Source organism: Sphingomonas psychrolutea (genome assembly GCF_014636175.1).
Lineage (GTDB): Bacteria > Pseudomonadota > Alphaproteobacteria > Sphingomonadales > Sphingomonadaceae > Sphingomonas > Sphingomonas psychrolutea.
Map to the genome: position 1 here is coordinate 58,959 of NZ_BMDW01000009.1, position 20,354 is coordinate 79,312.

The window sequence follows — 20,354 nt, forward strand, 5'->3', positions numbered from 1 at the left end:
TCCGTATTTGTCGCGTATCTTATTCGAAAAATGCGACGGAATCCCGTCCCGCAGGAGTATATCAACCATGTTTTCGGGATCGATCCCGGCGCTCGTCACGCCGTTTGCCGCTGACGGCCGTTTCGACGAGGGCGTTTATCGCGATTTCATCGAGTGGCAGATCGCCGAAGGGTCATCCGCGCTCGTCCCCGTCGGCACCACGGGCGAGGCGGCGACGCTGAGCGCCGAGGAGCATTTTTACATCGTTGCGGTGTGCGTCGATCAGACCAAAGGCCGCGTGCCCGTTATCGCCGGTGCTGGATCGAACGACACGCGCGTCGCGATCCACAACATTGCCGCGGCCAAGGCGGCGGGGGCGGATGCCGCGCTGATGGTGCCGCCCTATTACAATCGCCCCAATCAGGAGGGGATCTTCCGCCATTTCGAGGCGGTCGCCGGATCGTGCGATTTGCCGATCGTCCTCTACAACGTGCCCGGCCGCACCGTCACCGACATCGCGGTCGAAACCGTCGCACGGATCGCGCAGGAACTCCCGAGCGTGGTCGGGATCAAGGACGCGACCGGGCAGCTCCAGCGCGTCTCGGGTCAGCGCGCCGGGGCCGGGGCAGGGTTCTGCCAGCTTTCGGGCAATGACGAGACCGCGCTCGCCTTCAACGCGATGGGCGGGGTCGGCTGCATCTCGGTCACCGCGAATGTCGCGCCACGGCTGTGCGCCGAATTTCAGGCGGCGTGCGCGGGCGGCGATTACATCGGCGCGCTGGCGCTGCACGACCGGTTGTTCGCGCTGCATCTGGCGCTATTCACCGATGCGTCGCCGGGGCCGGTCAAATATGCGGTGACGCGGATGCGACCGGGCTTCCCGGAAGCGTTGCGTTTGCCGATGATGTGGCCGAGCGCGGCGAGCCGTGCGGCGGTGGATTCGGCGATGGCCGCGCTTTCACCGCGACCCTGACAAAATAGGAGCGGGACATGCCGGGCGGACTTGTAGCCTTATTGGACGATATCGCGGCGCTCGCGCGGCTGGCGGCGGCGTCGGCTGACGATGTTGCTGCCGCTGCGGGCAAGGCCGGTACCAAGACGCTGGGCGTGGTGATCGACGATGCCGCCGTCACGCCTGGCTATGTCGTTGGCCTGTCGCCAGCGCGCGAGCTGCCGATCATCTGGAAGATCACGCTCGGATCGCTGCGCAACAAGCTGCTCTTCATTCTGCCGGTCGCGCTACTGCTCAGCGCCTTCGCGCCATGGGCGCTGACGCCGATCCTGATGCTGGGCGGCCTGTATCTCAGTTTTGAAGGGGCCGAGAAAATCCTGAAGGCGGTGCAAGGCAAACACGCGATCGCAGAGGTCGCCGCGATCGAGGACCCGGCCGTGCTCGAGGCGCGACAGGTCAGCGGGGCGATCCGCACCGATCTCATCCTCTCGGCCGAGATCATGGTCATCACGCTGAACGAACTGACCGGTTCGCCGCTGCTCACCCAGGCAGGCGTGCTGGCGCTGGTCGGCGCGGCGGTCACGGTCGGGGTTTACGGCGTAGTCGGGCTGATCGTGAAGATGGACGATATCGGGCTGCATCTGGCCCGATCGGGCGGGGCTGCCGCCGGGTTCGGGCGCGGACTCGTCGCAGCGATGCCGGTGTTGCTGCAAACGCTGTCGGTGATCGGCACCGGCGCGATGTTGTGGGTAGGCGGCGGAATCCTGATCCACGGCTTCGCCCAATTCGGCTTTGCCGCGCCAGAGCATGTGATTCATGCTCTGGCAGTTGGCGTGGGTCGCGGCGTCGGCGTGGTCGAATGGGCGGTCGGCGCGCTTGGTGGTGCGTTGGTCGGGCTCGCAGCGGGCGCGGCCGTTGCAGGCTTGCTGCATTTGAAACCGGGCGCGAAGCACTAGGACCGCGCGATGTTCGCGCGGCTCAATCCTTGGCGAAGAACTTGTCGATCACGCCTTGTGCCAGCCGTGCCGGTCGCAGCGTGGTTGCGTCGAGGCAGCACCAGCTCGATTTCACCTCGGCCAGCACTTCCTCACCGCGCTTGATGATCGTTTCGTAGAAAGCGCGCGCGCCCTGGACCTTCTCGAGCAGAACGGTGGCGATCACTTCATCGTCGAGGAAGGTCGGCTTGCGATAGGTAATCTCGTGGCGGAGCGCGACCCAGGCGTGGCTGGCGACCGCGTCGGCCGGCGCGAAGCGCTGCCAGTGGCTCACCACCGCGTCCTGTACCCATTTGAGATACGAGGCGTTGTTGACGTGCCCCATAAAATCGATGTCCGCCGCGTCGATCGCGACCTGAAAGATGTGAGAAGCGAATTTGGGGGCAGCAAGATCGGACATGGCACATCCTACACCGGAACGGGCTGTGGCGCGAGCGTACAATCGGCCCAATGCATAGATAAGCGGTTAGCGCGCGCATGCCATATCCGGTAAATTACGCAGACGGCTTTCGCTTGTGCATCGCAACGCCTACATCGCCGCTCTTATGGCGCGCCCAAAACCCCCCATCTTCGAAAAAACCAAGATCGTCGCCGAGAACCGGCGCGCGCGTTACGATTATTCGATCGACACGGTGTACGAGGCGGGGATTGCCCTCGTCGGCACCGAAGTGAAGTCGCTGCGATCGGGTACCGGATCGATCGCCGAGAGCTATGCCGAGGTGAAAGACGGGCAAGTCTGGCTGATCAATTCCAATGTACCCGAATTCAGCCACGGCAACCGCTTCAACCACGAGCCCAAGCGCGCGCGCAAACTCTTGTTGAAAGAGCGTGAGATCAACAAGATGCATGGCGCAGTCGCGCGCGACGGCATGACGCTGGTGCCATTGATGATCTATTTCAATTCCAAGGGCCGCGCCAAGGTCGAACTTGCACTCGCCAAGGGCAAGAAGGCGCATGACAAGCGCGAAGCGACCAAGGAGCGCGACTGGAAGCGCGAGCAGGGTCGGTTAATGCGCGACCGTGGCTGAGGCAGCGATCAGACCTGGGATCGTTGCGCGGGTCTTCGCGCGGCTCCACCATCACATCCCGACGCGCGAACGGATCGAGGCGAATCGCTATTTGCGGCCGGTCGCGGGGCGCATTCTTGTGCCGTCGCTGTGGCGCTTCAATCGCCGGTCGGTGCCGCGGGGCGTCGCGCTCGGGCTGTTCACCGGCATCCTGTTTCCGTTCGTCCATGCGCCCGTTGCCGCGGTTTCGGCGCTCCCGGTGCGCGCCAACGTCCCCGTAGCAGTTGCGACCACGCTGTTGCACAACCCGCTGACGACGGTGCCAATCTATTATGGCGCTTTCCTGATCGGGCACTGGATCCTGCATTTCGACCCGTATCTCGGGAAACCGCTCGCCGCCAACGTAAAGGCGAATGCCACGTGGTTGCACTGGCTGGTGGCGCAGGGCGGGCCTGCCACGATCGTCGGGCTGATCGCGATGGCGATCGGGCTGGCCGGTCTCGGCTTTGTCGCGAGCGGCCTGTTCTGGCGGTTCCGCGTGGCGCGAAAATGGCGCGCCCGGGCGCATCGATTAGGGCCGAATCAGGCGAATTGACTAGGCGTATGGTCTGGGTACAACACGCGGCAATCTCCTCTCCAAGAAGGATTACCGCATGCGCCGTTCGCTGATCGCCGTTTCGTTGCTCGCTTCCGCCGCTTTGGTCGGTGCCAGTTATGCCAAACCAGCTCCAAAAGCTAAGCCGGCAGCAGCGAAGAAGGTGGTAGCGGGCAAAGCCCAGACCGGGCCGAAGATCGGCGCCTTCGGCTTCGATATTGCCGGCATGGACCGCAGCGTTAAGCCGGGCGACGATTTCGCCGCTTTCTCGGGCGGGACTTGGTTCAAAACCACTGAAATTCCCGCCGACCGCGCAACCTGGGGCATGTTCAACGTGCTGCAGGATGTGTCGAACGAGCAGACCCGCGCGATCCTCGATGAAGCCGCGAAGGCCCCGGGCAGCAAGATCGGCGATTTCTACGCAAGCTTCATGGATGAGGCCGCGATCAACGCAAAGGGCGTCGATCCGATCAAGCCGTGGCTCGCGCAGATCGACGGGGCCAAGGACAAGACCGAACTCGCAGTCGAGATGGCCAAGCTCGCGCGGTACGGGATCGGCGGCATCTTCGGCATGGGCGTCGGGCAGGACAGCAAGGATCCGCAGACTTATGTCGTCAATCTCGGTCAGGGCGGGCTCGGCCTGCCGGATCGCGATTATTATCTGAAGGATGACGCCAAGCTCGCCGACACGCGCGAAAAGTATAAGGCGTATCTCGCCACGATGCTCGGTTTCGTCGGCACGCCCGATGCAACGGCGCGGGCGGGCGCGATCTTCGATTTCGAAAAGGCGATCGCGACGGTGCATTGGACCCGCATCGAATCGCGCGATGCCGACAAGCGCTACAACAAGCTGACCTTTGCCGATATCGAGACCAAGGCGCCCGGTTTCCCGTGGGCAGCCTATGTCGCGCAAAATGGCATGGCGGGTCGTCCTTATTATTTGGTCGGCCAGCCGAGCGCGATTGCGGGCGAGGCCAAGGTGTTTGCCGATACGCCGCTGTCGGTGTTGCAGGATTACATGAAGCTGCGCGTGCTGCGTTCTTATGCCAATTATCTGGCGAAGCCGGTCGTCGACGCGAACTTCGCCTTTACCGGCACGGTGCTGAGCGGCACGCCGCAACAGCAGCTGCGCTGGAAGCGCGGTGTCGCGGCAACCAGCGGCGCGCTGGGCGAGGAAATCGGCAAGGTCTATGTCGCGCGCTACTTCCCGCCGAAATCGAAGGCGGCGATCGATCAGCTCGTCAAGAACATCATCGCGGCGATGAGCGTGCGGCTCGACAAGCTCGAATGGATGGCACCCGATACCAAGATCAAGGCGCACGAGAAGCTCGCCGCCTTCACGCCCAAGATCGGTTACCCGTCGGTATGGCGCGATTACAGCAGCGTGAAGATCATGCGCGGTGATCTCGTCGGCAATGTCGCAGCGGCGAATGAATTCGAATATCTGCGCAATTTGCACAAGCTCGACAAGCCGATCGACCGCACCGAATGGGGCATGACCCCCATGACGATCAACGCCTATGCCAATCCGGTGCTGAACGAGATCGTCTTCCCGGCGGCGATCCTGCAAGCGCCGTTCTTCGATGCCAAGGCTGATCCGGCGATCAACTATGGCGGGATCGGGGTCGTGATCGGCCATGAACTGAGCCACCATTTCGACGATCAGGGCCGCAAATATGACAAAACCGGCAAGCTGACCGAATGGTGGACGGCAGAGGACGTCAAGCGCTTCACCGCGCTGACCGACAAGCTCGTCAAGCAGTACGATGCCTATGAGCCGATTCCCGGCCAGCATATTCAGGGTGGCCTGACACTGGGCGAGAATATGGCCGATCTGGCTGGCCTCGCCGTGGCCTATGATGCGTATCACCGTTCGCTTGGTGGCAAGCCTGCGCCGGTAATCGGCGGGATGACGGGCGATCAGCGCTTCTATCTCGGCTATGCGCAAGTGTGGCGCAGCAAGTTCCGCGAACCCGCGCTGCGCTCGCAATTGCTCAGCGATCCGCATTCGCCCGGTCAGTTCCGCACCGCCGAGGTCCGCAATGTCGATGCGTGGTATGCGGCGTTCGGTGCGCAGCCGGGCGACGCGCTGTACCTTGCGCCTGGTGACCGTGTGCGCGTCTGGTGACGCCGCCACGCCTCCATTCTCTCTGATCAGGACATATCCGATGAAGCGTTCGTATCTCATCGCTCTCGCCTCGGCCGGTGCACTCGCGACTGCGATTGCCGGCACGGGCGTGGCCAAGACCGCGCCCAAGGCCGCTGCAAAGGCCGCCCCCGCCGCCAAGCCCTTTATCGGCAGCTTTGGTCTCGACACCGACGGCATGGACAAAGCGGTCACGCCCGGCGACGATTTCGTAAAATATGCGGGTGGCGCTTGGGAAGCGAAGACCGAAATCCCGGCCGACAAGGCCAGCTGGGGCGCGTTCAACGCGCTCGGCGATCGCTCGCTCGACCAGACGCATACGATCCTAGAGGCCGCAGCAAAGGCCCCCGGCAGCAAGATCGGCGATTTCTACGCCAGCTTTATGGACGAAGCCGCGGTCAACGCGAAGGGCATCGCGCCGATAAAGCCGTGGCTCGCCGAGATCCAGGCGGCGGGCGACAAGACTGCGCTGGCGGTCGAAATGGCCAAGCTCGAGCAGCAGGGCGTCGGCGGGCTGTTCCGCGGCGGCGTGCAGCAGGACGACAAGGCCCCCGAAAATTATATCTTCGGCTTCAGCCAGGGTGGGATCGGTCTGCCCGACCGCGATTATTATCTGAAGGACGACCCCAAGCTCGCCGACACGCGCGTGAAATATCAGGCATATCAGGCACAAATGCTCGCCCTCGCCGGGATCGAGAACGCCCCGGCGAGGGCCGCCGCGGTCTATGCCTTCGAGAAGCAACTCGCGACCGCGCATTGGGACCGGATCAAATCGCGCGATTCGGACCTGACCTACAATAAATGGGCGATGGCGGATTTTGCGGCGAAGGCGCCCGGCTTCCCGTGGGACGCCTATTTCAAGACCGTCGGCACCGCCGGGCAAGCCGATTTCCTTGTCGGCATGCCCAGCGCAGTGACGGGTGAGGCGCAGGCCTATGCCGATGCGCCGCTACAGATGCTGCAGGATTTCCTGACGCTCAAGGTGATGCGGTCCTACGCCGGCTATCTCGCCAAGCCGATCAACGACGCCAATTTCGCCTTCTACGGCACCGTGCTGAGCGGCGCGCCGCAGCAGCCGGTGCGCTGGAAGCGCGCCGTCGGCACCGTCGGTCAGGCGCTGGGTGAGGACGTCGGCAAGAGCTACGTCGCCACCTATTTCCCGCCTGCGACCAAGGCGGCGGCGGATCAGCTCGTCAAGAACATCATTGCGGCGATGAGCACGCGGCTCGATAACCTCACTTGGATGGCGCCCGAAACCAAGGTCAAGGCGCACGCCAAGCTGGCCGCCTTCACCCCGAAGATCGGCTACCCGTCGCAATGGCGTGATTATAGCGCGCTGACGATCAAACGCGATGATCTGGTCGGCAACGTCGCCGCCGCCAATGTATTTGAATATAAGCGCGATCTCGCCAAACTTGGCCAGCCGATCGACCGCACCGAATGGGGCATGACCCCGATGACGGTGAATGCCTATGCCAATCCGCCGATGAACGAAATCGTCTTCCCGGCGGCGATCCTGCAAGCACCGTTTTTCGACGCAAAGGCTGATCCGGCGATCAATTATGGCGCGATCGGTGTGGTAATCGGCCACGAGCTCAGCCATCATTTCGACGATCAGGGCCGCAAATATGATCCGACTGGCAAGCTGGCCGATTGGTGGACCGCGGAAGACGTCAAACGCTTCACCGCGATGACCGACCAGCTCGTCAAGCAGTACGACGCCTATGAGCCGCTGCCGGGGCTGCACATCAAGGGCGGCCTGACGCTGGGCGAGAATATGGCGGATCTCGCCGGGTTGGCGCTCGCGTACGACGCGTATCACCGCTCGCTCGGCGGCAAGCCCGCCCCGGTGATCGGCGGCCTGACCGGCGATCAGCGTTTCTACCTCGGCTATGCCCAGGTGTGGCGGATCAAGTTCCGCGAACCGGCGTTGCGCTCGCAGGTCATTTCCAACGAGCATTCGCCCGGCCCGTTCCGCACCGCCGAAGTGCGCAACGTTGATACGTGGTACAAAGCGTTTGGGGTGAAGCCGGGCGACAAGATGTATCTGGCGCCGGGCGATCGAGTCAAAGTCTGGTAACGCGCTGAGCGGCCTTTCCTTCCCCGGCGGAGGCCGGGGCCCAGTCGCAAGCCGTGTGGTAGGCAAGCGCATCACCCGCTTGCTTGGCGCGTGCTCTTGGGCTCCGGCCTTCGCCGGGGAAGCGCCGGTTTAAGGAAGCGAAAGGATGACAGCGGCATCCGCCGCGCAAACCCCCGTCGGTCCGCCGCTTAGCTCTTGACGCCCCCGGCCGATCCCCCAAAGCATGACGCAATGGCCACGCTCCCCGCGATACCGCAGTCCACCGCCTTTCGCAGCGCCGCGCTGATCGCGATCGGCTGCGGCGTGGCCGCCGCGCTCGTGATTCTCGGGCTGATTGGTAGCGTCCCTGTCGCCGCCGCCTTTCTGGCCGCGGCGCTCGTCGTGACGGGCGGATTGATCGCGTTCCGACGCCTGTTCCCGGCCTCGGCCTCAACCGCGCTCGAGCCCGACTGGAGCGTTGCGCGCGCGCTGGCCGAGAGCAGCCCCGATGCGATTGCGGTGACCGACCGCGCCGGGCGGCTAGTCTGCGCCAACAACCGATATGAAGCGGTGTTCGGGGGCTTTCCGACACCGCCCGGTCTGCCATTCGATGCGAGCGGGGTCGAGCGCCTGGGCAATGCCGGGCGCGCCGCGTGGCGTGACGGCGACGCGGCGATCGATCGGCTGCTGATCAACGGCACCAATTTGTCGGCGCATGTCTCCCGCGCGGGCGAGGATGAGAATTTGCTCGTCTGGCGCTTCCACGCGCCACAAGGTCTCGACTTGGCGCAAACCATGGAAAATCTGATCGCGGGCGCGACCGGTGATCGGCTCGGCAGTGCCGGGATCATGGCTGCGCTGATCAAGCCAGATGGCCGCATCCGCGCCGCCAACCGCGTGCTGCGCGCACGCGCGATGGGGCATGAAGAAGGTGCGATCATCGGCCGCGACTTCGCGCAATTCCTGATCACCGATGCGAACGGCATGGCGCGCTTCGAACGCGAGGGGCTGACGCAAAACCCTTTGCGCGTTTTGCAAATCCCGTTTCTCGACGGCGAGGATGCACCGATGCTCGTCGCGCTGATCGACGAGGAGGAAAGCGGCCAACCCGCGATCGGCGAAAGCGCCAGCGCCCATATCAAGAGCCTCGTCTCGCTAATGCCGTTCGGGATTGCGCTGATCGGCGGCGACGGGCGCTTTTTGCAGATGAATGATGCGTTTGCGCGCGCCGCTTCGGTCGATCCGCACAGCCCGCCCATCTATCCCGGAGATCTGGTCGTGCGCGAGGACAAAGGCGTGGTGGCCGACGCGATCCGCAAATTCGCCGGTGGTGCGACGCATTCGACCGATCTTGCGGTGCGGCTGAAGGACCATCCCGACGAGCCGGTCGCACTCTCGATCGCAGGGGCGCGCGGCCTCGGCAATTCCGCGGTTCTGCTCAGCCTCAAGGACAATAGCGAGGAAACCCGGCTCAAACGCGAAGTCGCGCAGGCGACCAAAATGCAGGCCGTGGGGCAGCTTGCCGGCGGCGTCGCGCACGATTTCAACAATATCCTGACCGCGATCATCGGGCATTGCGACCTGATGCTGATGCGCCATTCACCCGGCGATAGCGATTATGACGACATCCAGCAGATTCGCGCCAATTCGAACCGCGCCGCCAGCCTAACGCGGCAATTGCTCGCTTTCTCGCGCCAGCAGACGCTGCGCCCGCAAGTGCTGCAATTGCCCGATGTGATTTCCGAGGTTTCCAACCTCCTCAAACGTCTGCTCGGCGAGACCGTGACACTCACCGTCAAGCACGGTCGCAATCTCTCGCCGGTCCGCGCCGATCCCGGGCAGCTAGAGCAGGTTGTCGTCAATCTCGCGGTCAATGCGCGCGACGCGATGATGTCCAAAGATTCGCGCGGCACCGGCACGCTCGCGATCCAGACCTATGCGGTTACCGCAGGCGAAGTGCGCAAGCTCGGGTCCGACATCCTGCCCGCCGCCGATTATGTCGTGCTCGAAGTCGCCGATACCGGCGGCGGCATCCCTGCCGAAATCCTGCCCAAAATCTTCGAACCGTTCTTTACCACGAAGGAAGTGGGGAAGGGGACGGGCCTCGGCCTGTCCACGGTGTACGGGATCGTCAAGCAATCGGGCGGCTACATTTTCGCCGAGAATGTAAAAGGCGGGGCGAAAGGCGGCGCCGGTGCGGTGTTCAAGATCTATCTCCCCGTCCACACCGCAGGGGCCCTGGTCGAGCCGACGCCACCGCGCGTGCTGCCGAAGGAAAAGCCGGTCGATTTGTGGGGCACCGGTACGATCCTGCTGGTCGAGGATGAAGATATGGTCCGCGCTGTTGCGGAGCGCGCGCTGACGCGGCAGGGCTATACCGTGCTGACCGCCGAGCATGGCGAGGCTGCGCTCGAACTGCTCGCCGCCCATCCCCGGCCCGATCTGCTGATTTCCGACGTGATGATGCCATTGATGGACGGCCCGACGATGGTCCGCCACGCCCGTGCGCGCTATCCCGATCTGCCGATCCTGTTCATGTCAGGCTATGCCGAGGAGACGATCCGCAAGTCGATCGATCTCGACAATGTCGATTTCCTCGCAAAACCTTTTTCGGTGCAAGAGCTTGCCGAGGCGACGCGGGCGGTGCTGTTGCGCGCGGCTGCACTTGCGAAATGATATGGCGCCCATCGCTGGCGGCGGGTAAGGCGAGGCAATGGGTGCACCACATACTATCCTGATCGTCGAAGACGAGCCGCTGATCGCGATGATGATCGAGGACTTTCTGGAGGTGCTCGGCAAGGCGCTGGCCGGTTCTGTCGACAGTGTCGATGCCGCACTCGCACGGATCGCGGAGGGCGGGATCGACGCTGCCATTCTCGACGTCAATTTGCGCGGTGGCGAAAAGAGCTTCCCGATCGCCGATGCGCTCGCGGCCAGGGGCATTCCGTTCCTGTTCGCGACCGGCGGATCGCACGATACCGTCTCCGAAGCATATCGTGATCGCCCAACGTTGCCCAAACCGTTCACAATGGACGGCGTGGCAAAGGCGCTCGACGCGCTGGGATGATCGCGCGCGCACGAAAATAAATCGCGTTCTACTCTTGTTCCTTAAGAACAAACGCGATACAGACTCCAACACACATTGAACGCATGGCGCGTTCGGTCTAGCGGTGGAGGCTCCCAATGGCGGTATCGTTAAAGGTCATCGACAGCAAAATGGCAGCATCCACGGACAAGGCCGCCGAAAAGGCCAAGGACGAACGCGCAAAGGCGCTTGAGGCCGCACTCGCCCAGATTGACCGCGCGTTCGGCAAAGGTTCGGCGATGAAGCTGGGCTCCAAACAGACGATGCAGGTCGAAGTGATTTCGACCGGGTCGCTCGGGCTCGACATCGCGCTCGGCGTCGGCGGTTTGCCGCGCGGGCGTGTGATCGAGATTTACGGTCCCGAATCTTCGGGGAAAACGACGCTCGCGCTCCATGTTATCGCCGAGGCGCAAAAGGGTGGCGGTACCGCTGCGTTCGTCGATGCCGAGCATGCGCTCGACCCGGTCTATGCCAAGAAACTCGGCGTCAATATCGACGAGCTGATCGTGTCGCAGCCCGACACGGGCGAGCAAGCGCTTGAGATCGTCGATACGCTGGTGCGCTCGAACGCGATCGACGTGCTGGTGATCGATTCGGTCGCGGCGTTGGTGCCACGTGCGGAAATCGAGGGCGAAATGGGCGATAGCCATGTCGGCTTGCAGGCGCGTTTGATGTCGCAGAGCTTGCGCAAGCTGACCGGCTCGATCAGCCGCTCGCGTTGCATGGTAATCTTCATCAACCAGCTGCGCATGAAGATCGGCGTGATGTACGGCAATCCCGAGACGACGACGGGCGGCAATGCGCTCAAATTCTATGCTTCGGTCCGGCTCGACATTCGTCGCACCGGGCAGATCAAGGATCGCGACGAGATCATCGGCAACACCACCCGCGTCAAGGTCGTCAAGAACAAGGTCGCGCCACCGTTCAAGCAAGTCGAGTTCGACATCATGTACGGGCAGGGCGTGTCGAAGATCGGCGAGATTCTCGATCTCGGCGTCAAGGCCGGGCTCGTCGAGAAATCGGGCGCGTGGTTCTCGTACGACAGCGTTCGCATCGGCCAAGGTCGCGAAAATTCGAAGACCTTCCTCAAGGATCATCCCGAAATGTCCGATCGGCTCGAGGCGGCGATTCGTTCGCGCACCGACAAGGTTGCCGAGGAAATGATGTCCGGTCCCGAGCCTGATGAGGGCGACGACGAGATGTGAGGTTCGCGTTCGCCCTGCCGGGTCGGCAGGTCGGGCGCGGGGACGGCGGGCGTGCACGCCGCCGTTCCAGCCAAGACGGCGCGCGTCAGCGTGTTGCCGGCGCAGAAACCGGGAAGGCCCGTCGGCAACGGCGGGCCTTTCATATTACGCGCGCGGTGTGCGTGCTTGGGCGTTTGAGACTGGACTGCTACGATATGACATCAGTCGAAATCCGGAGACGCCGCATGCCGCTCATCGTCCATCATCTCGAGAACTCCCGCTCGCAGCGCATCTTGTGGATGCTCGAGGAACTCGCTTTGCCCTATGAGATCAAGCGCTACGAGCGCGACAAAGAGACGATGCTGGCCCCGCCGGAGCTCAAACACGTCCATCCGCTCGGCAAATCGCCGGTGTTGCAGGATACCGATGCCGGGCAGACGATCGTCGAAACCGGGGCGATCATCGATTATCTGGTCGAACTGGCCGACGGCAAATTGGGGCCGCCCGCGCATCGCGCCGATACGCTGCGCTATCGGCAATTTTTGCATTATGCCGAAGGATCAATGATGCCGCCGCTGCTCGTGCTGCTGGTCGTCAACCGCATTCCGCTGGTGGGCAAGACCGCCGCAAAGCGCATTCAGCCAATGATCGATATCCATCTCGATTATGTCGAGGCCGAATTGTCGAGCCGTCCCTATTTTGCGGGGGACGAGCTTAGCGGCGCCGATATCATGATGAGCTTCCCGCTCGAGGCTGCGCGCAGCCGCGCCGGCCTCGACGAATCGCGTCCGGCAACGATTGCCTGGCTCGACAAGATCCACGCGCGCCCGGCTTATCAGGCGGCGCTCGCCAAGGGTGGGCCGTACGCTTACGCTTGAGCCGCTGCTGCCTGGAAAAAAGAAGAAGGCGGTTCACGCGAAGGGCGCGAAGAGAAGAAAGGCCGCGAACGATAAGAGGATCGGGCGATATGCGATAGCCGACTAAGGACGCTTCCGCGCCAATTTCGACTTCGCTCCCTTTTCTTCTCTTCGCGGCCTTCGCGTGAATTCTTCTCCTTCAAACGACCCCATGCGGCGAATGCGGCGCATGGGGTGGTTCGATCTCGGGTTCCTCCGGCGCGCCGAGCGTCCCCTCCCATTTCGCCACCACCGCGGTCGCCACCGCATTGCCGACGACGTTGGTGCCCGATCGCCCCATATCGAGGAACTGGTCGACCGGCAGGATCAGCAACAGCCCGGCCTCCGGGATGCCGAACTGCCCCATCACTGCCGCGATCACGACGAGCGACGCGCGCGGCACGCCGGCAATCCCCTTTGACGTCACCATCAGCACCAGCAGCATCACGATTTGCGTGCCGAGCGGCAAATCCACGCCGTACACGCGCGCGAGAAACAGTGTCGCGAAGGTCATGTACATCATCGACCCGTCGAGATTGAACGAATAGCCGAGCGGCAGCACGAAGCTGGCGATGCGGCGCGGCACGCCGAAGCGCACCAGCGCCTCCAGGGTGCGCGGATAGGCCGCCTCGGACGATGCGGTCGAGAAAGCGAGCAGGATCGGCTCGCGGATATAGCGCGCGAGGCTGAAAGCGCGCGGCCCGATCACGACGAACGCAGCACCGAACAGCAGCAGCCACAAGACCGCCAAGCCGAGATAGAAGCTCCCGACGAACAGCCCGAGCGTCCACACGATGCCGAGGCCATTGACCGTGATCGTCGCGGTGATCGCCGCGAACACCGCCAGTGGTGCGAGCCGCATGACGTAATCGGTGATTTGCAGCATCATTGCCGCGAGCGCCTCGGCCCCGCGCACGATCGGCGCGCCCCTTTCGCCGATCGCGGTCAGCGCAACGCCGGCGAACACCGAGAACAACACGATCTGGATGATCTCGTTGGTCGCCATTGCATCGACGACCGATGAGGGCACGATGTGGGTGACGAAATTGGTAAGGTTGAACGCCTTTTCGTCGAGGCCCACGCTCGCATCGGGCGGGGGCAATTTGAAACCGAACCCGCTGCCCGGCGCGACCGCGTCGATCACGAATTCGATGCCGTGGAACAGCAGGAGGCCAAGGCTCAGCGACACCAGCGATGCGGTCACGAACCACGCCATCGTTCGCCCGCCGATCCGCCCGAGCGCGTTGATGTCGCCCATATGCGCGATGCCGACGACGAGCGTCGAAAAGACCAGCGGCGCGATGATCATCTTGATCAAGCGCAGGAAAATCGTCGTGACGATCGAAAAGCCTGCGCCGATTTCCTTGAGCCGCGCTGCCCCCTCGGGCGTATTGTCGGCAATCTGGACGTTGATCGCCCAGCCGACGATCAGTCCGAGCACCAGCCCGATCAGGATATAGGTCGTCAGTCGCTTCGCCACGTGTCGGCCCCCGGTGTTACAGTCCGGGCCATCAACGGGAGAATGATGCGGGGGTCAAGCGTTGCGCCACCGGATTGACGCGTTGCGGCGGCTGCGGCGTGCTGGCACAGTGCCGCGATGAAGCTGACCCGACGCGCATTCGCCACCGCTGCCGCCGCCATCCCGGCCCTTTCCGCGACCGGCGTGCTCCGCGCCGCTGCGCCCGATCTGGCGGGATTGCGCGCGATCACCGGCGGCACCGCGCCGATCGGCGTACCCGAACGCCGCGCCCGCATCGCCCGCGCGCAAGCGCTAATGATATTGCATGGTGTGGGCGCAGTTGTGATCGAGCCGGGGTCGTCCATGGTCTATTTCACTGGCGTGGAATGGCATCGCAGAGAGCGCCTCACCTGCGCGATTATCCCTGCCGAGGGCGACCCTTGCATCGTAACGCCCTATTTCGAAGAGCCGTCGGTCCGGCAAACCCTAGCGATTCCGGCAGAAGTCTGGGCATGGGACGAGGACGAAGACCCGATCGCGCGTGTCGCCGATTGGATCGACCGTAAGCACCTGTTGGGTAAGGCAGTTGCGATTGAAGAAACGGTTCGGTTCTTTGTCTCGGACGGTTTGCGCAGCAAGATGGAGGATCTGCTGCCGGCTGCCAAAATCGTCAGCGCCAACCCGATCGTGCGGGCGCTCAGGATGCGCAAGACCGCGCCCGAAATCGCATTGATGCAGGCCGCGACCGACGTCACCATCGCCGCCTATCGCTGGACCTATCCGCGCATCGAAAAGGGCATGAAACCCGCCGATATCGCCGCGCTAATGAACGCCGCTACGCGCGCGCTCGGCGGCGAGCCCGAATTCGCGCTGATCCTGATCGGGGCGGCCGCCGCCTATCCACATGGAAGCCGCGATCCGCAGATCGTTACCGACGGGCAAATCGTGCTGATGGATTGCGGCTGCACGGTGCAGGGCTATCAATCGGACGTCTCACGCACCTTCGTCTTCGGGTCGGCAAGCAAGGAACAGCGCCAGGTGTGGGACCATGTCCGCACCGGTCAGGCGAAAGCGTTCGCCGCCGCGCAGATCGGTACGCCCGCTGGCGCGGTCGATGATGCGGTACGGACCTATTACGAATCGCTCGGCTATGGCCCGCGTTACAAGCTCCCCGGCCTGTCGCACCGCACCGGCCACGGCATCGGTCTCGATGGGCACGAGCCGGTCAACCTCGTTCACGGCGAGACCACGCCGCTCGCGGAAGGCATGTGCTTTTCCGACGAGCCCGGTCTGTATCTGCCCGGCAAATTCGGCGTGCGGCTGGAGGATTGCTTCCACATGACGGCCAGCGGTCCGCAATGGTTCAGTGTGCCGCCGCTGTCGCTGGACGCGCCGTTCGGGTGAGGGGGCGGGGAGACTCCCGCCGAGAGACCTGTTGTGTCAGAACGGCGCTTCCCCGGCGGAGGCCGGGGCCCCGTCGTTGGCGGGATATGGCGGGCGCTGCGCTTGCCTGCGTCCGTCCGCGCGGCGGGGTCCGCCCTCGGCGGGGAAGCGCGAATCAGGCGGGCGGGTTTCGGTCAGATTAACGCAGCCGAAAACGCGCTCTTATCCCCGCGCCACCGCGCCACAGCCGCCAGCCGATCCTTCGCTGCCGCGTCGTTCTGCCCCAACACCGCCAGCGCATCCCCCCGCACCGACAGTGTCACCGGATCCAGCGGGCGCCGCGCCAGCGCCGCATTCGCCTCGCGCAGCGCGTCCTTCGGCTTGCCGGCCGCGAGCAAAGCCGCGGCAAGGCTGCGTCGCACCGGATACCACCAGATTGGCGGATCGTCATAGCCGTGCATCGCCTTTGATTCCTCAATCTTCGCCGCCGTCTTATACGCCCGCACCGCGAGATCAGGCCGGTGGTCGAGCATCGCCGCGCGCCCCTCCAGTACGGCCTTGGCGATGCGCATCAGCATCGCCGCCTGCAGGCTGCCATCGTCATGCTTCGTCGGCCCGACATCAAGCGCGATTGCCGCCGCCTCCGCGCGGACGCCGTTCGCATCGCCCCGCCGTGCATAGGCCTCGCCGCGGGCATAATGGCGATAGGCGCGCAGAAACGGGAATTTCGCACTGGGCTCGGGTAACGCCAGCACCGCCGCGGGATCGGCGAAGCGGCCTTGCGCAAAATAGGCCGTCGCGCCGATCATCTGCTGATACGGCGAGGTCGGTGGCTGTTGCGCCAGCCCGCGCAGCACCGGCGCGCTCAACGCCAGTGCATCCTTGGCATCGCCCGAGATCAGCGCGCCGCCCACCCCGAAATGGACATTATGCCCATGATAGGGCGCTTTGAACGCCGCGGTCTCGGCATCAGGCACCGGCGGCTTGAGATCGCGCGCTTCCGCCACCCCCAGCGCCGCCGCACGGACATTGGCGTCGGCGGCATCCTGATAGCGGCCGATCCAGTAATAGGTGTGGCTCGGCATGTGGATAAGGTGGCTCGCGGCGGGGGCGAGCGCACCGAGCCGATCGGCATACCGCTCGGCCCGCCCCGGAAACCCGCTCATCTCGGTCGCATGGATGTAAAAATGGATCGCCGGGGTGAAGTTCGGATTGCGCTTCAGCACCACCTCCAGCAGCGCGACCGCGCGCGGCATGCCGATCTTGTTATCGGCCAGCGCCGCCGGGATCATCCACGCATCCGCCGCCAGCGTCAGCAATTCGTCGCTCTCGGGATGCGCCAGCGCGATCGCATCCATTGCGCGGGCATAGGCGATGTCGCCTGAACCCTTCCCGCCGCCATCCTTGTAGCGCAGCGCGAGCGCCGCCAGCATTTGCCGCTCCAGCACCGGCCCGTTCGCCGCGAGCGGAATCGCACTGTCGATCAGCTTGCCCATCTTGACTTGCGTCGCGGCATCGACGGTGAAGTTGATCGTCGGCCCGCCCGCCCATGCCTCGCCCCACACGCACATCGCGCACGTCGGGTCGATCCGCGCCGCTTCCTTGAACGCACCGCGACCCGCGTCATGCGCAAAGGCATGGCTCAATTGCAGACCGTTATTGAAGAACGCTTGCGCTTGCGGCTTTGTGGTCGCGATCGTCAGCGCCCCCGCGCCGAACCCGGGCAAAATCCGTTCGACGTTCGGCGCGGCGGTATCGTCGCCACAGATGGTGTGGAGCGGCGCGTCCTGTGCCGCGACCGCGACTTCCGCACTCGGCGCGAGCAGCAACAGCATCGGCGCGATCATCAGCAAACGCATGGCAAATCCCCCAGTCGCATGCTCATATCGTAACACGCCGAACCGGGCCATGCTTGAGATACGCCGCCGCCTCGCCTAAGCCCTGCGTCATGACCTCCACCAACGACATCCGCCGCAGCTTCCTCGATTATTTCGCCGCCAACGGCCATGCGAAGATCGCCTCCGCACCGTTGGTGCCGCAGAACGATCCGACGCTGATGTTCGTCAATGCCGGGATGGTGCCCTTCAAGAACGTCTTCACCGGCCTCGAATCGCGACCCTATGTCACCGCCACCTCGAGCCAGAAGTGCGTGCGCGCTGGCGGCAAGCATAACGACCTCGACAATGTCGGCTACACCGCGCGGCACCACACTTTCTTCGAAATGCTCGGCAATTTCTCGTTCGGCGATTATTTCAAGGAGCGCGCGATCACGCTCGCCTGGGGGCTGCTGACCAAGGAATGGGGGATCGACCCCGACCGGCTGACCGTCACCGTCTATCACACCGATGACGAGGCGTTCGATCTGTGGAAGCGGATCGCGGGGCTGCCCGACGATCGCATCATCCGCATCGCCACCAATGACAATTTCTGGTCGATGGGCGATACCGGACCGTGTGGGCCGTGTTCGGAGATTTTCTTCGACCATGGCGATCACATTCCCGGGGGTCCTCCGGGGAGCCCCGACGAGGATGGCGACCGCTTCGTCGAGATCTGGAACCTCGTTTTCATGCAGTTCGACCAATCGGCCGATGGCACGCGCACGCCGTTGCCGAGGCCGTCGATCGACACTGGCATGGGTCTCGAGCGGGTCGCTGCGGTGCTGCAAGGCGTCCACGACAATTATGACACCGACACGTTCAAGGCGCTGATCGCAGCGTCGGGCGCGCTGACCGGCACCGCGACGACCGGCGACAATCAGGCGAGCCACCGCGTGATTGCCGATCATTTGCGCACCTCGGGCTTCCTCGTCGCCGATGGCGTGCTGCCCGCCAATGAAGGCCGCGGCTATGTGCTGCGCCGGATCATGCGCCGCGCGATGCGCCATGCGCATCTGCTCGGCGCGAAGGAGCCGTTGATGCACCGGCTGGTGCCCGCGCTCGTCGCGGAGATGGGCGCGGCCTATCCGGAACTGGTGCGCGCGCAGGCGTCGATCGAATCGACGTTGTTGCAGGAGGAAACGCAGTTCCGCCGCACGCTCGTCAACGGCCTGCGCCTGCTCGATGAAGCGACCGCAAGCATGGCCCCCGGCGCGACGCTCCCCGGCGAAACCGCGTTCAAGCTCTACGACACCTTCGGCTTTCCCTATGATCTGACCGAGGACGCGCTGCGCGCGCAAGGCTTCGGGATCGATCGCGCCGGTTTCGACACGGCGATGGCCGAACAAAAACGCGCCGCCCGCGCCGCGTGGAAGGGATCGGGCCAGCGCGCCTCCGACGATGTCTGGTTCGACATTGCCGAAGGCTCGGGCGGCACCGAATTCATCGGCTACACGTCGGAAGAAGGCGAGGGCCAGGTCATCGCGATCGTACGTGAAGGCGCTCGCGTCGACAGCGCAACGACTGGAGAAACCGTCGAGATCGTCGTCAATCAGACGCCCTTCTATGCCGAAAGCGGCGGGCAAGTCGGCGACACCGGTACGCTCACAGCACCGGGCGTGCTTGGGCACGTCGAGGACACGCACAAATATCTCGGCCGCCTCTGGTCGCACCGCACTAAAATCACCGAAGGAACGATCGCCGTCGGCGACGCGCTCCACTTGACGATCAACCGCGCCCGTCGCGACCGCATTCGCGCCAACCATAGCGCCACGCATTTGCTCCACGAAGCGCTCCGCCAGCGCCTGGGCTTACACGTCGCGCAAAAGGGCAGCCTCGTCGCCCCCGAACGCCTGCGCTTCGATTTCTCGCAGCCGAGCGCGATCGATTCCGCCGCGCTCGCCCAAGTCGAGGCCGATGTGAACCACCACATCCGCGCCAACGGCACGGTCAGCACGCGCCTGATGACGCCCGACGAAGCGATTGCCGAGGGCGCGATGGCGCTGTTCGGTGAGAAATATGGCGAGGAAGTCCGCGTCGTCTCTATGGGCATCGAGGACCAGGCCACCTATTCGCTCGAACTGTGCGGCGGCACGCATGTCCGCGCGCTTGGCGATATCGGCCTGTTCACGCTCGTCAGCGAAGGCGCAGTGTCGTCGGGCATCCGCCGCGTTGAAGCGCTCACGGGCGAGGCGGCGCGCGCGTACCTCACGTCACGCGACGATAAGCTCAAGGAAGCCGCGACTGCGCTCAAATCCTCGCCTGACGAGGTCCCGGCGCGCGTGCTCGCGTTGGTCGAGGACCGCCGGCGGCTGGAGCGCGAACTCGCCGAGGCCAAGAAAGCACTGGCGCTCGGCGGCGGGGCAGGGGCGGCACAAGCTGGCCCCGAACAGATTGGCGGGATCAATTTCCTCGGGCAAGTCGTCGACGGTCTCGACCCCAAGGGCCTGCGCGGCGCAGTCGATGACATGAAGCAACGCCTTGGTGGTTCTGGCATTGCGATGATCGTCGCGGTGAACGAAGGCCGCGCCTCGGTCGCGGTCGGTCTGACCGAGGATATGGTCAGCACGAAGAGCGCGGTCGATCTGCTTAAGATCGCGGTGGCAACGCTCGGCGGTCAGGGCGGTGGCGGACGCCCCGACATGGCGCAGGGCGGCGGGCCGGATGGTGCCAAGGCCGCCGATTCCATCGACGCGGTCAAGGCCGCGCTGGCAGGCTGATCGGTCACGCCACCGCGGCG

At 64.2% G+C, this 20,354-nt stretch carries 15 protein-coding genes; 12 read left to right on the plus strand and 3 right to left on the minus strand.

What is annotated here, in order from left to right:
* Positions 1–67: 67 nt before the first annotated feature.
* Both dapA and IEV62_RS09090 read left to right on the plus strand, forming a co-directional pair.
* The gene (gene dapA, locus IEV62_RS09085) at positions 68–952 is read left to right on the plus strand and encodes a 4-hydroxy-tetrahydrodipicolinate synthase (RefSeq protein WP_188446688.1); all 885 of its coding nucleotides are present in this window, start codon (positions 68–70) and stop codon (positions 950–952) included.
* 17 nt (positions 953–969) lie between these two features.
* Positions 970–1,887 carry a DUF808 family protein gene (locus tag IEV62_RS09090; protein WP_188446690.1) on the plus strand — a complete coding sequence of 306 codons (918 nt, stop codon included), beginning with the start codon at positions 970–972 and terminating at the stop codon, positions 1,885–1,887.
* A gap of 22 nt (positions 1,888–1,909) precedes the next feature.
* Here IEV62_RS09090 and IEV62_RS09095 read toward each other — a convergent pair whose 3' ends face one another.
* Complete coding sequence (locus tag IEV62_RS09095) at positions 1,910–2,326, minus strand: acyl-CoA thioesterase (protein WP_188446692.1); 417 nt, start codon at positions 2,324–2,326, stop codon at positions 1,910–1,912.
* 145 nt (positions 2,327–2,471) lie between these two features.
* On the opposite strand from IEV62_RS09095, the gene smpB reads away from it, so the two are divergent.
* The 8 genes from smpB to IEV62_RS09135 all read left to right on the plus strand — a co-directional run bounded on the left by smpB (position 2,472) and on the right by IEV62_RS09135 (position 12,880).
* Positions 2,472–2,954, plus strand: coding sequence for an SsrA-binding protein SmpB (gene smpB / locus IEV62_RS09100; protein ID WP_188446694.1), 483 nt, complete (start codon positions 2,472–2,474; stop codon positions 2,952–2,954).
* Positions 2,947–3,528 carry a DUF2062 domain-containing protein gene (locus IEV62_RS09105; protein WP_188446696.1) on the plus strand — a complete coding sequence of 194 codons (582 nt, stop codon included), beginning with the start codon at positions 2,947–2,949 and terminating at the stop codon, positions 3,526–3,528. Before smpB ends, IEV62_RS09105 begins: the two co-directional genes overlap by 8 nt.
* A gap of 58 nt (positions 3,529–3,586) precedes the next feature.
* The gene (locus IEV62_RS09110) at positions 3,587–5,656 is read left to right on the plus strand and encodes a M13 family metallopeptidase (RefSeq protein WP_188446698.1); all 2,070 of its coding nucleotides are present in this window, start codon (positions 3,587–3,589) and stop codon (positions 5,654–5,656) included.
* A gap of 40 nt (positions 5,657–5,696) precedes the next feature.
* On the plus strand, positions 5,697–7,754 hold the full coding sequence (locus IEV62_RS09115) for a M13 family metallopeptidase (protein ID WP_188446700.1): 2,058 nt from the start codon (positions 5,697–5,699) through the stop codon (positions 7,752–7,754).
* Positions 7,755–7,985: 231 nt separating this feature from the next.
* Positions 7,986–10,409 (plus strand): response regulator, encoded by a 2,424-nt coding sequence (locus tag IEV62_RS09120; protein WP_188446701.1) that lies wholly within the window; start codon positions 7,986–7,988, stop codon positions 10,407–10,409.
* 37 nt (positions 10,410–10,446) lie between these two features.
* Positions 10,447–10,800, plus strand: coding sequence for a response regulator (locus tag IEV62_RS09125; protein ID WP_188446703.1), 354 nt, complete (start codon positions 10,447–10,449; stop codon positions 10,798–10,800).
* 116 nt (positions 10,801–10,916) lie between these two features.
* Entirely contained in the window at positions 10,917–12,023 is a 1,107-nt protein-coding gene (gene recA / locus IEV62_RS09130; protein WP_188446705.1) for a recombinase RecA, read from the plus strand.
* A gap of 224 nt (positions 12,024–12,247) precedes the next feature.
* Complete coding sequence (locus IEV62_RS09135; protein WP_188446706.1) at positions 12,248–12,880, plus strand: glutathione S-transferase family protein; 633 nt, start codon at positions 12,248–12,250, stop codon at positions 12,878–12,880.
* Positions 12,881–13,058: 178 nt separating this feature from the next.
* Here the strand turns inward: IEV62_RS09135 and IEV62_RS09140 are convergent, their stop codons facing one another.
* The gene (locus IEV62_RS09140; RefSeq protein ID WP_188446708.1) at positions 13,059–14,378 is read right to left on the minus strand and encodes a dicarboxylate/amino acid:cation symporter; all 1,320 of its coding nucleotides are present in this window, start codon (positions 14,376–14,378) and stop codon (positions 13,059–13,061) included.
* A gap of 117 nt (positions 14,379–14,495) precedes the next feature.
* Between IEV62_RS09140 and IEV62_RS09145 the strand changes: the two genes are divergently transcribed.
* Positions 14,496–15,761 carry a M24 family metallopeptidase gene (locus IEV62_RS09145; RefSeq protein ID WP_188446710.1) on the plus strand — a complete coding sequence of 422 codons (1,266 nt, stop codon included), beginning with the start codon at positions 14,496–14,498 and terminating at the stop codon, positions 15,759–15,761.
* A gap of 173 nt (positions 15,762–15,934) precedes the next feature.
* Here the strand turns inward: IEV62_RS09145 and IEV62_RS09150 are convergent, their stop codons facing one another.
* Positions 15,935–17,599, minus strand: coding sequence for a hypothetical protein (locus tag IEV62_RS09150; protein WP_188446712.1), 1,665 nt, complete (start codon positions 17,597–17,599; stop codon positions 15,935–15,937).
* An 89-nt stretch (positions 17,600–17,688) separates the two neighbouring features.
* On the opposite strand from IEV62_RS09150, the gene alaS reads away from it, so the two are divergent.
* Positions 17,689–20,334, plus strand: a complete 2,646-nt coding sequence (gene alaS, locus IEV62_RS09155; RefSeq protein ID WP_188446714.1) for an alanine--tRNA ligase — start codon at positions 17,689–17,691, stop codon at positions 20,332–20,334.
* Positions 20,335–20,354 lie beyond the last annotated feature (20 nt).

Excerpts from the sequence above, each read along its gene's own strand:
- dapA (WP_188446688.1), top strand. The coding sequence starts at position 68 with ATGTTTTCGGGATCGATCCCGGCGCTCGTCACGCCGTTTGCCGCTGAC.
- IEV62_RS09090 (WP_188446690.1), top strand. The coding sequence starts at position 970 with ATGCCGGGCGGACTTGTAGCCTTATTGGACGATATCGCGGCGCTCGCG.
- IEV62_RS09095 (WP_188446692.1), bottom strand. The coding sequence starts at position 2,326 with ATGTCCGATCTTGCTGCCCCCAAATTCGCTTCTCACATCTTTCAGGTC.
- smpB (WP_188446694.1), top strand. The coding sequence starts at position 2,472 with ATGGCGCGCCCAAAACCCCCCATCTTCGAAAAAACCAAGATCGTCGCC.
- IEV62_RS09110 (WP_188446698.1), top strand. The coding sequence starts at position 3,587 with ATGCGCCGTTCGCTGATCGCCGTTTCGTTGCTCGCTTCCGCCGCTTTG.
- IEV62_RS09115 (WP_188446700.1), top strand. The coding sequence starts at position 5,697 with ATGAAGCGTTCGTATCTCATCGCTCTCGCCTCGGCCGGTGCACTCGCG.
- IEV62_RS09120 (WP_188446701.1), top strand. The coding sequence starts at position 7,986 with ATGGCCACGCTCCCCGCGATACCGCAGTCCACCGCCTTTCGCAGCGCC.
- IEV62_RS09125 (WP_188446703.1), top strand. The coding sequence starts at position 10,447 with ATGGGTGCACCACATACTATCCTGATCGTCGAAGACGAGCCGCTGATC.
- recA (WP_188446705.1), top strand. The coding sequence starts at position 10,917 with ATGGCGGTATCGTTAAAGGTCATCGACAGCAAAATGGCAGCATCCACG.
- IEV62_RS09135 (WP_188446706.1), top strand. The coding sequence starts at position 12,248 with ATGCCGCTCATCGTCCATCATCTCGAGAACTCCCGCTCGCAGCGCATC.
- IEV62_RS09145 (WP_188446710.1), top strand. The coding sequence starts at position 14,496 with ATGAAGCTGACCCGACGCGCATTCGCCACCGCTGCCGCCGCCATCCCG.
- IEV62_RS09150 (WP_188446712.1), bottom strand. The coding sequence starts at position 17,599 with ATGCGTTTGCTGATGATCGCGCCGATGCTGTTGCTGCTCGCGCCGAGT.
- alaS (WP_188446714.1), top strand. The coding sequence starts at position 17,689 with ATGACCTCCACCAACGACATCCGCCGCAGCTTCCTCGATTATTTCGCC.